This is a genomic window from Vibrio sp. 10N.247.311.13 (assembly GCF_041467595.1).
GTDB lineage: Bacteria > Pseudomonadota > Gammaproteobacteria > Enterobacterales > Vibrionaceae > Vibrio > Vibrio crassostreae_C.
Map to the genome: position 1 here is coordinate 17,447 of NZ_JBFSUX010000057.1, position 16,007 is coordinate 33,453.

Genomic DNA, 16,007 nt, shown 5'->3' on the forward strand with positions numbered 1-16,007 from the left:
CGCGTTATCCACGCTTCCTCACTTACTCAAAGTAATAACAAATTAAAGATTACGCGTACGACGCTTGATTAGACGCTCTGCCTCTTTCAATGCAGTCTCGATGTCCTTACCTTCATCAAGCACTTCCATCAATGCGTTCTCTAAAATTATAGAGCGTGCTACGTGGTCGCCTTGAGCTGGAGATACTGGCTTGATGTTCTGTGCCACTTCAGCAAATAGTAGACGTGCTTTCTGTCCACCTAGGAATTCCATCTCTTCTTGAAAAAGCTCATCGTCATATGTCGTTACGTTCGCAGGGAAAGCCGCAATCGTTTCGAAGTGCTTAAGTTGAACATCACGATCCGTCGTCATGTATTCAATAAGTGCCCATGCTTCATCTGGGTTGTCAGATTGAGTTGGAATCGATAGGAACGAACCACCCCAGCTGCCGTAAATGCCATCAGGTAGGTTTTCCACTGCCCACTTACCTTTGGTTTCAGGAGCGATCCAGTTGTTTAGGTGACCAAGTAGCCAAGCGCCAGAAAGTTGAGTTGCAAATGTGCCGTTGCGGAAGCCCTCGTACCATTCGTTAGACCAAGCCAAAATGCGGCCGTCTAAGCCTTTGTCGCGAATCTCTTTTGCTACTTCAAAAGCGTGAACAAAACGCTCAGATGTCACAACTGGGTTGCCATCTTTATCGAAGTAAAGACCTTCGCCTTCAGGAACCGTTGTGAAGATGATTGCTTGTGCCACGTCGGCTGCTGAAGCGATAAGTTGTACGTTTTGCCCTTTCAGTTTTTCACCCGCAGCGATGTATGAATCCCAATCTTTGATTGCGTCTTCTACATTGATGCCCGCTTTTTCAAACACATCGGTGCGGTAGTACATAACACCTGGGCCCAGGTCGACAGGAATCCCGTACATGTCGCCGTCAGCGCCTTTTCCTTGTGCCCAAGCGTAAGGTGCGAATCGTTCTTCGTATTTATCTGCACCGTAGTTTTCAGACAGGTTAACTAGGCCGCCAGAACCAACGAATGGACCGATTTTCTCAACGTCCACAACAATCACGTCACCCGCACCTGAGCCCGTTGCTAGGTTAGTGGTTAGTTTCGTGTGGTGGTCACCGTGGTTATTCATAAGGTAATCAACTTTAATCCCTGTTTCCTTTTCGAAATCAGGCAGTAATACCTTCAGGCTGCTATCAAAATCAGGGAAACCGTCGAAACGAATCTCTTTGTCAGCAGCATTTACTGCTGTTGCACCTAGTCCTAAAGCAACCGCGCACGAAAGCGCCAAGGTCTTAAATTTCATGTTCTATCCTTAATATTTTTATAGGGTAACGAGTAAATCCGATACCGAGTTTCTAGTGACCAACGTCGGCAGCAATTTAAAGTTCACGTCATGTTTGATTTTTTTTAGCTTTTGTAGAGTGAGCTGTACTGCTTCAATACTCATCTCTTCAATGGGGAAATTAATGGTGGTCAAACTAGGGGTCAGATAGCGCGCGAAGATGGTGTTATCGAAGCCCACCAGTGATACATCTTTAGGAACAGATAGTCCCTCTTGATGCAACACCTCGAAGGCGCCAAATGCCATGTGGTCATTCGAAGCAAATACTGCTGTGAAATGACACTTACGATTAATCAGCTTCTTCATAGCACTGATGCCCGTATCTTCAGTAAAGCCCGCTTCCGAGACTAATGCTTCATCGTATGGCACACCCGCCTCTTCCAAGGCCTTTCGATACCCCTGCAAACGCCCCCTAGCATCTGCTTTATCTAAAGGCCCGGTAATACACGCGATATCTGTATGTCCCTTTTGCAAAAGATGTTGAGTAGCGAGTAGCCCCCCGACTTCGTTATCAATATCAATGCAACTCATCGCCATTTCTGGGATGAAGCGGTTAATTAAAACCACAGGGGTCCCCTGTTCTTCCAATTCAATTAAATAATCATCACTGAGCAGTTGAGTGTGAAGAATCAAAGCATCAACACGACGCCCCAACAGAAACTCCACAGACTCACGTTGTCCTTGCTCAGTATTCGAACCCGCTGTAACCACAGCGTGGTAACCAAAGCGGCGTAGGTTCTCTTCTATACAATGCAAAATGCCTGAATAGAAAGAGCCGCCCAGTTCTGGAACAACAACGCCCACACTACCAGTACGACTTGAAGCTAAGGCTTGAGCGATAGAGTTCGGGCGATAACCCAGCTCCTTGATCGCTTTTTCAACCTTTAATTTCTTGTCATGACTGACTCTGCTAGTGCCATTAATAACCCTAGACACTGTCGCCTGAGACACACCTGCATGTTCTGATACGTGTTTAATTGTCGCCACTCGAACCTCGATACTTCATTAGCTTGTAACCGCTTACAAAACGATTATTAAAGAAAGGCGTCTTGGTTGAAGTGAGTGTCATCACACTAAAGTTGGAGGTAAAAAGGCCAGTTGTGGAAATCATGAAAGCGCTTACAGATTACCTTCACACCATGAAACTGTTTCATGAGATTCTTGCTCACCTTATCAAAACAGCACTCGGTTACTTGCTCCCAAAGTGCTAACAAGCATGCATAAACTCCGTTTTCAAAAAGCACGATTCGGTGATGAACCCGCAACAGGCGGTAATATACAGAGCAAAATTGACCCTATTATTTCAGTGGCTATGCGAAATTGTATGGGAACATTTCATAGGCACTTCTAATTCTCTTTCCAGAACCCGAAACTTGAAACAACAACGCCCAGCAAAGGCTGAGCGTGAAACATTGAAAAACTTAGAGTCGCCTTTAAACCTCGTTTTCTGATTGCTCCGCGAGCTTAAACTCTTGAGTTAGTGAGAACTGCTGCTGCGACATAGTTTCAAGCTGTTGACCATGAGAAAACAAAACCTGAGATCGTTGTGAGTTATCTTCAGCCAAGATGTGTATCTGGCTGATGTTTTGTGTAACTTGAGAGGCCACTACTTGGTGTTCCGTGGTCGCAGTCGCGATTTGATGACTCCTTTGCTCGACCTCATTGAGCAGATCTGACACGCTTGATATTGAGTGATTCACTTCGCCCGTTTGTTCAACACATTGAACCATCCCAACCACACATTGATTGATTTGTTCCACCGCCAGTTTAGAACTGGTTTGCAACTGTTCAATCTTGTTATGTATCTCTTGCGTCGAGGCATTGGTTTTGGCTGCTAACACGCGAACTTCATCGGCCACCACGGAGAAACCGCGTCCTTGTTCTCCTGCTCGCGCCGCTTCAATGGCTGCATTCAATGCCAACAAATTTGTCTGTTCAGAGATCCCAGATATCACATCCAAAATCGAACCAATACTAGCGCTTTCGCTTTCAAGCTGGCCAATGGTCGCTGTTGATTCTGCCAACTTACGTTCTAAACTGCCCATCAACTCGACGCTTTTATCCATGGTCTTCTGGCCATCACTGGAACTCGATACCGCTTCGGTCACTAGCGTTAGCGTTTGATTCGCGGCTTGAGTTATTTCTGTCACCGAACACTCGATCTGCTCCATGGCTGTTGCCACCATCACCGTCTGATTGGTTTGGTCTTGCATCGCCTCACTCAATGAACGGCTCGTGCTTTGGTTCTCTAGAGATGCTTCTTTTAGGCGTGTAGATGATTGACGCATGTTCTCAATCATTTGAGTCAGGTGGCTAATCACTAAGTTGACCTTATCGCTCACTGAACCGAACTCATTATTGGCTTGATACTGCACTATCGCGCTCAAGTCTTTGTTGGCAACTTGATCGAGTGCACTTTGCAGCAGCTTGCTTGGTTTACGAATCCCTTTGGCAATATTCAACCCGATCAGCAGAGCAATAAGTACGGAAGTAAGTGCAATAACGCCCTGCATCAAAAGGGCTTGCTGTGAAGACCTCATCGATTCGTGATACAAGCGCGTCGCTGTGTCTTCAGCGTACATTGAGAGCTCATCAAAGTGGCTTAACTGCTGATCAATTAGCTGTTCGATTTCCTGCTTTTGGAGGGAGATAGACTCATCGAGTTTAACGGTTTCTTTATGGGTAGCGACTGAACCATTATCTGAAAACGCATGTGAAGCGAGCAGTGATAAAGACTGTTTACTGCGGCGCAGCAATGACGATTCTAAGTTATCTAAATCTGCTACCGCTTGTTCGAATCGCTCTTTTCGACTTTGCAGGCGACGCTCTACCCCACGAACCTCTGAAGATGTTTGCAGTGAAAACGCTTCGTTGGCTTCCGCTGCAATCAAACTCAATTGCACCAGTAAAGCCTCTATCGCCTTTTGTGTCTGTTCTGAATCTGCACTCGCGAGTTGATTCACCAAGGTGTTATTAAGCTGTCCTACCACAGATTGAAATTGCGCTTGCCCCATCGAGCCGAGATCTTTGCTATCCAAATACTCAACGTAAAGTTCCAATACTCGCTCTATTTGATCGATAGTCGAGACGCCGGTTTGAGTGATGTTGTTAAGCATCACTTCCATTTGCGAACCAACTGCGCCCTTGCCTTCGAACCAGCTCAATTGCTGTTGATATTGTTCGATGTTGTTTAAGACGGTTTGTTTCAGTGGTTCCAGTTCATCAATATAGTTAGCGGATAAGTAGGGTGTGGTGCTGCGATTAATGTCCAGAAATCGGATGGTTAACGTTGAAGATTGAAGTATTAATGGCGTAGCTTGCTGGGTGATGTTTTCGATTCGAGTGGTGATGTCTTTATTGCTACTGATGCTTAACCATGCAGAACCCAGCATGATCACAATCAGTACGAAGAAACCTAAATAAACTCGAGACACGATGGAAGAAAGTCTCATAGTAAATCCCTGATCTAGTGGCGAAAAAAAGGGCACAAAAATGTGCCCAAGAATGGAGTTAATTGAAACGTGCCCTAATCAATCTGCCTTTAGGGCTAAAATGGACAGTATTTACGTACTATTGAAAAGCATGGATATTCGAAAGCATGGCTCTTTGAAAATATGCCGAATTCAAAGAGCCGCTCTTTCTATATCGGTGATTACCACCAAGCTTCAAACATTGCGCCGAACGACAATGTGTCAACATTCGTTGTCTTCACTGTGTTGCCTTTGGTTTCTACATCACCCACGGTTGTGTAGAAACGAAGCATTGGACGGCTCCAAGGTAAGCCACCTAAAGATACGTTTTGAGACAAAGTGACTTTCCACGCGTTCTCTTCACCGTCATCATCGTAATCAACCATGCCGTAGCCAGCTTCTAACCATGTAGAGTGAACATCATCCCATTGGTACTGTGGACGAACGATACCCGCGTATTCCGTGTTCTCACGGTCTAGATCTGAGCCAGAGTTATCTTTGTACGACACTAAGTAATCGATGATGAAGTTGTCTGTTGCTGCGTAGCTACCTTCAACACTTGCGTACAAAGTTTGGTAGTCACCTTTCAGGTCGAATACTGATGAATCCGCACCGTCGCCATACTTAACAACCAACTTGTTAGACTCACCCAAGCCTAAGGTTGCACCTACTAGGTATGCCGTTTCATCGCTGACTTTTGGATCACCCGCTACGTCAGAGTCTGCTTCATCTGAAGCAAAACCATAGTTCGCATATAGGTCTAGTTGGCCGATACCCGCATTAATAGAGTGCAACTTAGAAGTAATTGCGTATCGACCGTTGTCGTTCACTAGGCCGCCTTTCACTTGGCCAACAAAGCCCATGTCTAGCTTGGCACCGCCAAAATCTAGGTTGTTAAAACCTGCACCTTGACCATCGTGAGACATCCAGAAGTAATCGTTCAAACCTTGTTGCGGACGTTGATGGAAGTCACGACCAGCCCACATGTACAGCTCAGGCTGGCTTTCAAATACATTGGTTACACCAGCGTACATTTTTTTCATGCTCAGGCCGCCGTCGTCAGCCCACGAGTCAGCTTCCCAGTGGTCAGCCATGAATACGATGTCCCAGATAGCGCCATTGTCAGCTTGGAAAAGCTTAGCTAACTGAACTTCACCACCGTTGGCTTCGTTACCCAAACGACCAACAGAACGGCCTGTTGTACCGATGTCTACATAACGCTCATCACCACTTTTATAGTGAGCGCCGTAACGAGCGTAACCAGAGAAGACGATACCGTCTGGTACATTCGTTTCTGCAGTTAGAACCGCTTGTTGTTGATCATCAACATACTTGATGTCACCAACTTGAGATTCTAACTCTAGGATTCGTTGTTCTAGAGCAGCAAGATCCGTTTCTGCAGCAAAAGAAGAGAGTGAAGCAAGCGAAGCCGCCACTGCGACCGTTATTGGCAAAAGCTTAAATTTTTGCATTGTAATTCCCTATTATTTTTTTGAGTTTTCATCGAACAGGGAAATATTAAGCAATGAAAGCGTTGAAAAGTTAGCCGCTGTTCACATTGATAAATTAGCTTGAGGGCCATGAAACTTTTAGAAAACTCATGGGCAAAAGTATTAAATAAAGATCAGTCATTTAAATTGAATAATGCGTAAAATATCAGCTTGAAATCGCTTTCATTTCATCAATAATGGCGGGGTCTATCACGGAAAAGTGTGTGTGAAAATGAAGGAAATATGGTGCAGTTTTGATTGGTTTTCATATATATGAAAAACCTCAAAATCTAAGGTCGATTTTGAGGCTTTTTGGTCTGAGTCAAACACCCAATTATCTAGAATCAAGCATTATCTAAAACGAGTCTAGAGATTCAACGCCCATATTGAACAGCGTAAATACATAGATATCGGCAGTGAGATCGATCGCTTTACTCAGCGGCATTCCCGCACCGTGACCCGCATTAACATCGATACGAATCATCACAGGTGCACCACCTTCATGCTTATCTTGCAGCTCTGCAATGAACTTATAAGAGTGAGCGGGCACCACGCGGTCGTCATGGTCAGCGGTCGTGACCAAAGTTGCTGGGTAGTCGACACCGCGCACCACATTGTGAACCGGAGAATAACCAAGCAGGTATTCGAACATCTCTTTATTTTGCGCAGAGGTACCGTAGTCGTATGCCCAGCCTTCGCCAGACGTGAACGTGTGGTAACGCAGCATATCTAGTACCCCAACAGCAGGCAGAGCCACTTGGAAAAGCTCCGGCCTCTGTGTCATACAAGCGCCCGCCAACAAACCACCGTTAGAACCGCCGCGAATCGCTAGCTTGTCACTGCTGGTGTAGTTTTCTGAGATCAAGAACTCCGCAGCAGCAATAAAGTCATCAAACACATTCTGCTTTTGCTGCTGAGTACCCGCTTTGTGCCACGCCTTTCCATACTCGCCACCGCCACGCAAATTCGGCACTGCATACACACCACCCAATTCCAACCAACTGCCCACCGTACCTGAGAAAGAAGGCGTTAGGCTAACGTTGAAACCGCCATAGGCGTACAACATCGTTGGGTTATTACCGTCCAGCTTTAGCCCCTTCTTATAAGAGATAAGCATCGGAACTTGTGTACCATCTTTTGAGGTATAGAAAACCTGTTTAGATTCAAACTTGTCCGATTCAAACGGAGACTCAGAGCGCTGATAAATTTCTGAGCTGCCCGATTCAACATCAAAAGAGAAAATAGTGGGCGGCGTAACATAGTTGGTGAAGGTGTAATAAAGCTGAGTTTGCTCGTTTTTTCCACCTAAGCCACTGGCCGTTCCCAGCCCAGGCAAATGAATTTCACGAACTAGGTTACCTTGGTAATCCAACTGCTCAATCTTAGACACCACATCCACCATGTAGTGAGCAAACAAGTGGCCACCACCCGTGCTGATATCCAATGGCTGTGGCTTTTCAGGGATGATTTCGAGCCATTTCCCATCGCGAGTACCAAAGCTCACCACCTTGCCATTAGGCGCATCAAGATTCGTATATAGAATGAAGGTCTCATCTTGGTTATCGATGAGATAAATGTCGCTATCCACATGATCAATCAGCGTGTTCAGCTGTTGTTCTGGTGAGTTTAAATCGATATAGAACAGTCTATTACCCGATGTCGACTCTCGCCCTAGAATGATCAAGTAACGGTCGTCTTCGGTGGTATAGCCTGATACATAGCGGTGCTGCTCAGCGTTGTTCTCACCAAAGATAACTTTGTCGCTAGCTTGCTCTGTACCCAACTCATGGAAGTACAGCTTGTGTTGCTCAGTACGAGCAGAGAGTTCACTGCCGTCTGGCTTGTCGTAACTAGAGTAATAAAAGCCGCGATTACCCAACCAAGAAATACCAGTAAATTTGGCGTCAGTGATTTCGGCTTCAAGCTGCTGTTTAGTCTCGGTATCAATCACGAAGATCTTACGCCAGTCGCTACCACCTTCAGAGATGCTGTATGCCACTAAGCTGTAATCTTTCGAGAACGAAACTGATCCCAATGATGTGGTGCCGTCTTCCGAGAAGGTATTCGGATCTAGGAAGACTTCAACCTGTTGCCCCTCTTTCTGACGATAGAGAATACTGTGGTTCTGCAGACCATCATTCTTATAGAAATAGGTATAATCACCTCGCACAAACGGCTGCGAGCTCTTTTTGTAGTCTTGCGCTTTCGCTAATCGCTCTCGCAGTTCTGCGCGATACGGGATTTGAGCGAGGTAATCAAACGTCACTTCATTCTGGCTCGCCACCCACTGCGCGGTTTCGTCACTTCTGTCGTCTTCTAACCAGCGATATGGGTCTTCGACTATCTGACCAAAATAGTCATCGCTGACGATCTGTTTATTGGTGACTGGATATGGATACTCTTTTAAATAGCTCATCGTGATCCTTATTAAAAATAGTGAGAAATCGTCAAGTAGCGCGTTCTGATATGTTCAATCAATAACTTAATCTTGTTTGGTGGCTGGCGAGTAAAAGGGTACACCGCATAAATTCCCAACTTTTTGCCTACCAAATCAGGGAAGATATCCACCAGCTGACCATTGCGAATGTCGTGATAAACCAGACAACGTGGTACGTACGCCACACCATGCCCACCCAGCGCCGCTTTTCTTAACGCGGTCGCATTGTCAGTCGAAAAAGAGCCCGCAACACGCACGATATATTTGTCATTGTCGGTACAGCCATCTTTACTATGCAGAAACTGCCATTCGCTAGCACCCGTTGTTTGATAGGCGTATTGCAAGCAATTGTGCTGCACTAAATCTTTAGGCAGCATCGGCTTACCGTTCTTAGCAATATAAGACGGCGAAGCGCACACCACCCATTGTGAATCCAATATATGACGAGCAATGAGGCTTGAATCTTCCAAGTAGCCGGTTCGAATCACCAAATCGAGACCATCCTCAACCAAGTCGACAAAGCGATTATTCAGAGACATATCGACCGTTAAACCTGGGTGCATATTACAAAACTCGGCCACAGCGTCTGCGAGAATCAAATCTCCGGAGATAGTAGGCACTGACATTTTGATATGACCACTGACATTTTCACCAAAGCCTGAAACTGCGTCCATAGCCTCTTGAGCTGCCTGCTTCACATTTTTGGCCCCGTGTAACATTGCCTTGCCCGCCTCAGTCAAGGTCAATTTACGCGTGGTTCGATATAATAATTGCACGCCAATCTCTTCCTCTAAACGCGCAATTCTTTTACTAACTACCGAATTTGTAAGGTTATTTTGCTCTGCCACCTTACTGAAGCTGCCTAGTTCTACCACCTGTGAAAACAGGATCAAATCGTCTGCTCGCATCTGATTATGCCAATTTTGGAATTAATTATTTTCATTATTTCCCTATATCAATAAAAAATAAAGGGGTAAATTCACGCCAAATTAACAAAACAATTACAAAAACAGTCATTCCAATTACAAGATTCGCCTAAAGAAGGTTCCCGTTTAGAGGCCAAAGCGATTCAAATAATGACAAACCATAACGTGATCTTTACTTCAAACGTGAACGTTTGAAAACAGTACGAGGAAGTACCCATGAGTGAAACTCTACTAGCCCTATTGGCATTTTCACCAATAGTTGTTGCAGCGATTCTACTGGTTGGCCTTAACTGGCCTGCAAAAAAAGCGATGCCTGTGGCATTTGCCTTAACCGTTGCTATCGCCCTACTTGCTTGGGACATGTCTGGCACTCGCGTGCTGGCTTCTGTATTCCAAGGCTTCGGCATTACAGTGTCGGTTCTCTGGATTGTGTTCGGCGCCATCTTCTTATTAAACACTTTGAAACACACCGGAGCTATCACCACCATCCGCAACGGATTTACTGACATATCAGCAGACCGTCGTGTACAAGCGATCATCATTGCTTGGTGTTTTGGTTCATTCATTGAGGGCGCATCTGGCTTCGGCACACCCGCTGCAATCGCCGCTCCCTTACTCGTTGCAATCGGCTTCCCAGCATTAGCTGCGGTACTGATGGGCATGATGATTCAATCTACGCCGGTATCGTTTGGCGCGGTTGGTACACCTATCATTGTTGGCGTAAACAAAGGTTTGGATACGCACAACATCGGTGAAAGCCTGATTGCCAATGGTTCAACATGGGATGCTTACCTACAACAGATCACATCAAGTGTTGCGATCATCCACGCCTGCGTTGGTGTGATGATTCCTGTATTGATGGCGATGATGCTGACTCGCTTCTTCGGTAAGAACAAAAGCTGGACTGAAGGTCTTGATATCCTGCCATTCGCACTGTTCGCAGGTGCCGCTTTCACCATTCCTTACGCACTAACGGGTGTTTTCCTAGGTGCTGAGTTCCCATCACTGATTGGTGGTTTGGTTGGCCTTGCGATTGTTGTAACAGCAGCAAAACGCGGCTTCCTAGTACCTAAATCAAAATGGGATTTTGAGAGCGAAGACAAGTGGCCTGCAGAATGGCTAGGTTCTCTGAAAATCGACCTTGACGACAACAATCAAGGCCATAAGAAGATGAGCATGGCGATGGCATGGGCACCATACGTGCTGCTAGCGGTGACCTTGGTTGCGAGCCGCGTGAGCCCTGAATTCAAAGGCCTACTGAAGAGCGTTAGCCTATCGTTCAGCAACATCCTTGGTGAAACCGGTGTGAGCACTGCGATTCAGCCTCTGTATCTACCGGGCGGTATCTTGGTCTTCGTCACGCTGGTTGCTGTTCTCATGCAATCTCGCAGCGCAACGCCACTGGCTAAAGCCTTCGGTGAATCGAGCAAGACTCTGATTGGCGCAGGCTTTGTGTTGGTGTTCACCATCCCAATGGTTCGTATCTTCATTAACTCTGGTGTGAACGGCGCAGATTTAGCAAGTATGCCCGTAACCACGGCAAACTTCGCAGCTGACCTCGTTGGTAGCGCATTCCCAGCATTGAGTGCAACGGTTGGTGCGTTAGGTGCCTTCATTGCAGGTTCGAACACAGTTTCAAACATGATGTTCAGCCAGTTCCAATTCGAAGTAGCGCAGACTCTGACTATCTCTAGTGCGGTGGTTGTTGCTCTACAAGCCGTTGGTGCAGCAGCAGGTAACATGATTGCGATTCACAACGTGGTAGCGGCATCAGCAACTGTTGGCTTGCTAGGACGCGAAGGTGCAACCCTACGTAAGACAATCATTCCAACGTTCTACTACTTGGTGATGACAGGCATCATCGGCCTAGTGGTTATCTACGGATTCAAAATGACCGACGCACTTATGTAAACCATAAGTCGTTCAAAAGCACTTGGCGTTAATACTCAATTCCCCGACAGCGACACCGTCTAATAAGACAGTTGATGAGTTCCGGGATGGATACTAGAGCACATCAACACCCATGGGTATTAACGCCATTTTCCCGAATTAAAGCAGCCCAAACCAAGCTCTCAAAGAAGAGCAACATCCCAAGAATTTAGGACTGAAATTATGATCATATCCGCATCGACTGATTACCGCGCCGCAGCAAAAGCGAAATTACCACCGTTTCTTTTCCACTACATTGATGGTGGCTCTTACGGAGAACATACCCTACGTCGCAACACGGCTGACCTAGCTGAGATTGCGCTAAAACAACGCGTACTCAACGACATGTCGGACCTAAATTTGGAAACCGAACTATTTGGCGAGAAGCTAGCGATGCCAATCGCACTGGCGCCTGTTGGTTTAACGGGTATGTACGCAAGACGCGGTGAAGTACAAGCAGCAAAAGCCGCCGACAACAAAGGCATCCCTTTTACCATGTCGACCGTGTCGGTATGTCCGATTGAAGAAGTTGCACCTAAGATTGAACGCCCAATGTGGTTCCAACTTTACGTGTTAAAAGACCGTGGCTTCATGAAGAACGTTCTTGAACGCGCTAAAGCCGCTGGCGTCACAACACTGGTCTTCACCGTGGATATGCCCGTACCCGGCGCTCGCTACCGTGACATGCACTCAGGAATGAGTGGTCCAAATGCAGCAGTACGCCGCGTATTCCAATCTATGCGTCATCCTAGCTGGGCAGTTGATGTCGGCTTACTGGGTAAACCACACGACCTAGGCAACATCTCTACTTATCGTGGTTCTCCTACCAAGCTGGAAGACTACATCGGTTGGTTAGGTGATAACTTCGACCCGTCGATTTCATGGAAAGATCTAGAGTGGATTCGTGATTTCTGGGACGGTCCAATGGTCATCAAGGGCATTCTTGATGAAGAAGATGCAAAGGATGCGGTGAGATTTGGCGCAGACGGCATTGTGGTTTCAAACCACGGCGGCCGCCAGCTTGACGGCGTTCTATCAAGTGCCAAAGCGCTGCCTTCGATTGCTGATGCAGTTAAAGGCGACACCAAAATTCTGGTCGACTCTGGCATTCGTACTGGCTTAGATGTAGTTCGCATGATGGCGATGGGCGCAGACTGCACCTTGCTTGGCCGCTCTTTCGTTTACGCGTTAGCAGCGCAAGGACAAGCAGGTGTTGAGAACCTACTCGACCTGTACGACAAAGAGATGCGCGTTGCGATGACTCTAACTGGCGCCAAGACAATCAAAGACTTAACCCGTGAATCTTTGGTGGGGCTAGATTAAGTCCGTTGATTCACTGTAATGCTTTGGTCTACTTAGACCGAAGTTCAATCGGTGTCACAGCAATTACACTGCCGTTGTGACACCGTTTAAGCACTGGAAAATAAAATAAAAAAACAAAAAAGCAAATCAGTGCCAAATAAGAAGCACAAGGAAGCAAAGATGGAGACAAACACATCCCATGAGCGAGTAGTAGATCCACAAGCTTATAAGCAGCTTGAAGCGATACTGGCTCAAAGAATAGAAACAGAACGCATTGTCACACAAGAGGCAAAGCGCTTGGCTTACGGCACCGATGCGAGTTTCTATCGCTTGGTACCGAAAATGGTTCTAAGGCTGAAAAACTTAGACGAAGTGATATTCACCATTCAAAGCTGTCGCGAACTCGGCATTCACTTTACCTTCCGCGCCGCAGGCACCAGCCTGTCAGGACAAGCGGTTTCAGATTCGGTACTCATCACACTGACCGATGACTGGCGTGGCCACGAAATTGTCGATAACGGCAATCAGATCATCCTTCAACCGGGTGTGATTGGTGCTGATGCCAACAAATACCTTGCCCCTTTCCAACGTAAAATCGGCCCAGATCCAGCCTCTATCAATACCTGTAAAATCGGTGGTATTGCGGCGAACAACGCCAGCGGCATGTGTTGTGGTACTGCGCAAAACTCCTATCGTACTGTCGAAAGCATGAAAATCGTATTGAGTGATGGCTCCCTGCTTGATACGGCTGATAACGCAAGTGTTGAGGCATTCAAGCAATCGCACAAAGAACTGTTTGAAGGCATTGTTGAATTACATCAACAGACAGCTTCAAACCAAGAACTCGCAGACAGAATCCGCCACAAGTACCGACTCAAAAACACCACTGGCTACGCTCTGAATGCTTTGGTCGATTACCACGACCCAATTGAGATCATCAAACACCTGATGATTGGCTCTGAAGGCACGCTAGGCTTCATCGCTGAGATTACCTACAACACGGTGATCGAACACCCGAACAAAGCTTCGGCTCTGTTAGTATTTTCCGACATAGAGCAAGCCAGTAAAGCCGTGACTACTCTATCAAAAACGCCGGTTGCTGCGGTGGAATTGATGGATGGCAGAGCACTTCGTTCAGTAGCTGACAAACCGGGCATGCCTGCGTTTATGCCGAGCTTAGATTTAGAAGCGGCGGCGATTTTGGTTGAATCACACGCCAGCTCCCAGCAGGACTTAGATTTACAATGTAAATCAATTTTGGACGCATTGACTGAGTACACGATTGTTGAATCGGTGCCTTTCACTTCCGATCCAAAGACAGTCGCAACCCTATGGGGCATCCGAAAAGGCATGTTCCCTGCAGTTGGCGCAGTGCGTGAAGTCGGTACGACCGTTATCATTGAAGACGTGGCTTTCCCTGTCGAAAACCTTGCTAATGGTATTCGAGAGCTGCAAGAGCTGTTCGATAAATACGACTACAGCGAAGCGATTATTTTTGGTCACGCCCTCGAAGGCAACCTGCATTTTGTGTTTACTCAAGGCTTTGATAGCCAAACAGAAATCGATCGCTACGGCGGTTTCATGGATGACGTTGCCGAACTGGTCGCGGTGAAATACCAAGGCTCACTGAAAGCAGAACATGGCACTGGCCGTAATATGGCGCCTTATGTCGAATTGGAATGGGGCAAAGATGGCTACGCCTTGATGCAACAGATCAAAGCCTTGTTTGATCCAGAAAGACTGCTCAACCCCGGAGTTATTATTAACGACAATCCAAATTCACACATCACCAATTTGAAGCCAATGCCTGCTGCTGACGACCTTGTCGACCGCTGTATTGAATGTGGCTTCTGTGAGCCTGTTTGTCCGTCTCGTACCTTAACCCTATCGCCTCGCCAACGTATCGTGCTGTACCGAGAGCTACAACGTCGCCGTGCTGCAGGTGAAGAAATAGAAGCAAGCGAACTAGAGAAAACCTTCGAATACCAAGGCATTGATACCTGCGCGGCGACAGGCCTGTGTGCAGAGCGTTGCCCTGTGGGAATCAACACCGGTGATTTAATTAAGAAGCTTCGTATTGCCAAATACGAGAAATTCACACCTATCGCTAAGTGGACAGCGGATCATTTCTCGACCACCACTAAACTTACCAAGGCCGGCCTCAAAACCAACCAAGTGGCGAGTAAAGTATTAGGCGCAAATACCGTCGGCAAGCTAACCAACGGCCTGCGCTCAATGACTAAAGGCGCGACACCAATTTGGATGCCTGAGATGCCGCAATCCAATAGTCACTCGCTAGTCTCATCACCAGTGACGGCAGAAAACTCAAGCAATCATAAGAAGGTGGTTTACCTGCCTTCGTGTGCGAGTCGCACCATGGGACAACAGAGTGATGCGGGCGACCAACGTCCTCTAACTGAAGTGACCATGTCTTTGCTTAACAAAGCCGGATTTGAGGTTATTCTTCCGAAGAAGCTAGATGACCAATGTTGTGGCATGCCTTACGACAGCAAGGGAATGACCGATTTAGCCCAATCTAAAGCACAACAACTCGAAGAAGTGCTGTGGCAAGCCAGTCGTCAGGGTGAATACCCAGTATTAATGGATACCAGCCCATGTGCTAAACGCAGTATTGAACAGTTCACCAAACCACTAGAGGTGCTAGAGCCGACAGGGTTTGTGAATCAATACCTGCTTGAGCACCTGACACTTGAGCCGCTGCAAGAAACCGTGATGCTGCATGTGACGTGTAGTTCTCGTCGAATGGGTTTGGAAGGCGCGATGTTGAACCTTGCTAAAGCGTGTACCGAAGAGGTCATCGTTCCTGAGCATATTCAGTGTTGTGGTTGGGCGGGTGACAAAGGTTTTACCACGCCAGAGCTGAATGAGGCGGCAGTGCATCCACTCAAAGAACAAGTGCCGAGCAACTGTACTCGTGGATTCAGCAACAGCCGAACCTGTGAGATCGGTTTGTCACATCACAGTGGTATTCCGTATCAATCCATCTTGTACTTGGTGGACGAAGTGGCGCAGTAGCTTCGCGCTTACTCCGAGTGATGCGCTCTAGCTTAATCGAGTAGGAGGAGGCCTCACGGCCTCCGTCCTCTCACACCACCGTACAAGC

The 16,007-nt window shown here is 46.9% G+C and carries 9 protein-coding genes; 3 read left to right on the forward strand and 6 right to left on the reverse strand.

Features of this window, described 5'->3' with window-relative positions; all coding sequences use genetic code 11:
• Window positions 1–42 precede the first annotated feature (42 nt).
• The 6 genes from AB6E52_RS18680 to AB6E52_RS18705 all read right to left on the reverse strand — a co-directional run bounded on the left by AB6E52_RS18680 (window position 43) and on the right by AB6E52_RS18705 (window position 9,634).
• Window positions 43–1,290, reverse strand: coding sequence for an ABC transporter substrate-binding protein (locus AB6E52_RS18680; protein WP_102320295.1), 1,248 nt, complete (start codon window positions 1,288–1,290; stop codon window positions 43–45).
• An 18-nt stretch (window positions 1,291–1,308) separates the two neighbouring features.
• Complete coding sequence (locus tag AB6E52_RS18685) at window positions 1,309–2,316, reverse strand: LacI family DNA-binding transcriptional regulator (RefSeq protein WP_102320296.1); 1,008 nt, start codon at window positions 2,314–2,316, stop codon at window positions 1,309–1,311.
• Window positions 2,317–2,762: 446 nt separating this feature from the next.
• Window positions 2,763–4,781, reverse strand: a complete 2,019-nt coding sequence (locus tag AB6E52_RS18690) for a methyl-accepting chemotaxis protein (RefSeq protein ID WP_102320297.1) — start codon at window positions 4,779–4,781, stop codon at window positions 2,763–2,765.
• A 200-nt stretch (window positions 4,782–4,981) separates the two neighbouring features.
• The gene (locus AB6E52_RS18695; protein ID WP_102320298.1) at window positions 4,982–6,271 is read right to left on the reverse strand and encodes a carbohydrate porin; all 1,290 of its coding nucleotides are present in this window, start codon (window positions 6,269–6,271) and stop codon (window positions 4,982–4,984) included.
• Window positions 6,272–6,644: 373 nt separating this feature from the next.
• Window positions 6,645–8,705 carry a prolyl oligopeptidase family protein gene (locus AB6E52_RS18700; RefSeq protein WP_102320299.1) on the reverse strand — a complete coding sequence of 687 codons (2,061 nt, stop codon included), beginning with the start codon at window positions 8,703–8,705 and terminating at the stop codon, window positions 6,645–6,647.
• An 11-nt stretch (window positions 8,706–8,716) separates the two neighbouring features.
• Window positions 8,717–9,634: a LysR family transcriptional regulator gene (locus tag AB6E52_RS18705; RefSeq protein WP_017068571.1), complete on the reverse strand. Its 918-nt coding sequence runs from the start codon at window positions 9,632–9,634 to the stop codon at window positions 8,717–8,719.
• Window positions 9,635–9,868: 234 nt separating this feature from the next.
• Between AB6E52_RS18705 and AB6E52_RS18710 the strand changes: the two genes are divergently transcribed.
• The 3 genes from AB6E52_RS18710 to AB6E52_RS18720 all read left to right on the forward strand — a co-directional run bounded on the left by AB6E52_RS18710 (window position 9,869) and on the right by AB6E52_RS18720 (window position 15,919).
• Entirely contained in the window at window positions 9,869–11,563 is a 1,695-nt protein-coding gene (locus tag AB6E52_RS18710; protein WP_102320300.1) for an L-lactate permease, read from the forward strand.
• Between the two features lie 201 nt (window positions 11,564–11,764).
• Window positions 11,765–12,904, forward strand: a complete 1,140-nt coding sequence (lldD, locus tag AB6E52_RS18715) for an FMN-dependent L-lactate dehydrogenase LldD (RefSeq protein ID WP_102320301.1) — start codon at window positions 11,765–11,767, stop codon at window positions 12,902–12,904.
• A gap of 159 nt (window positions 12,905–13,063) precedes the next feature.
• Complete coding sequence (locus AB6E52_RS18720) at window positions 13,064–15,919, forward strand: FAD-binding and (Fe-S)-binding domain-containing protein (protein ID WP_102320302.1); 2,856 nt, start codon at window positions 13,064–13,066, stop codon at window positions 15,917–15,919.
• Window positions 15,920–16,007: the final 88 nt, after the last annotated feature.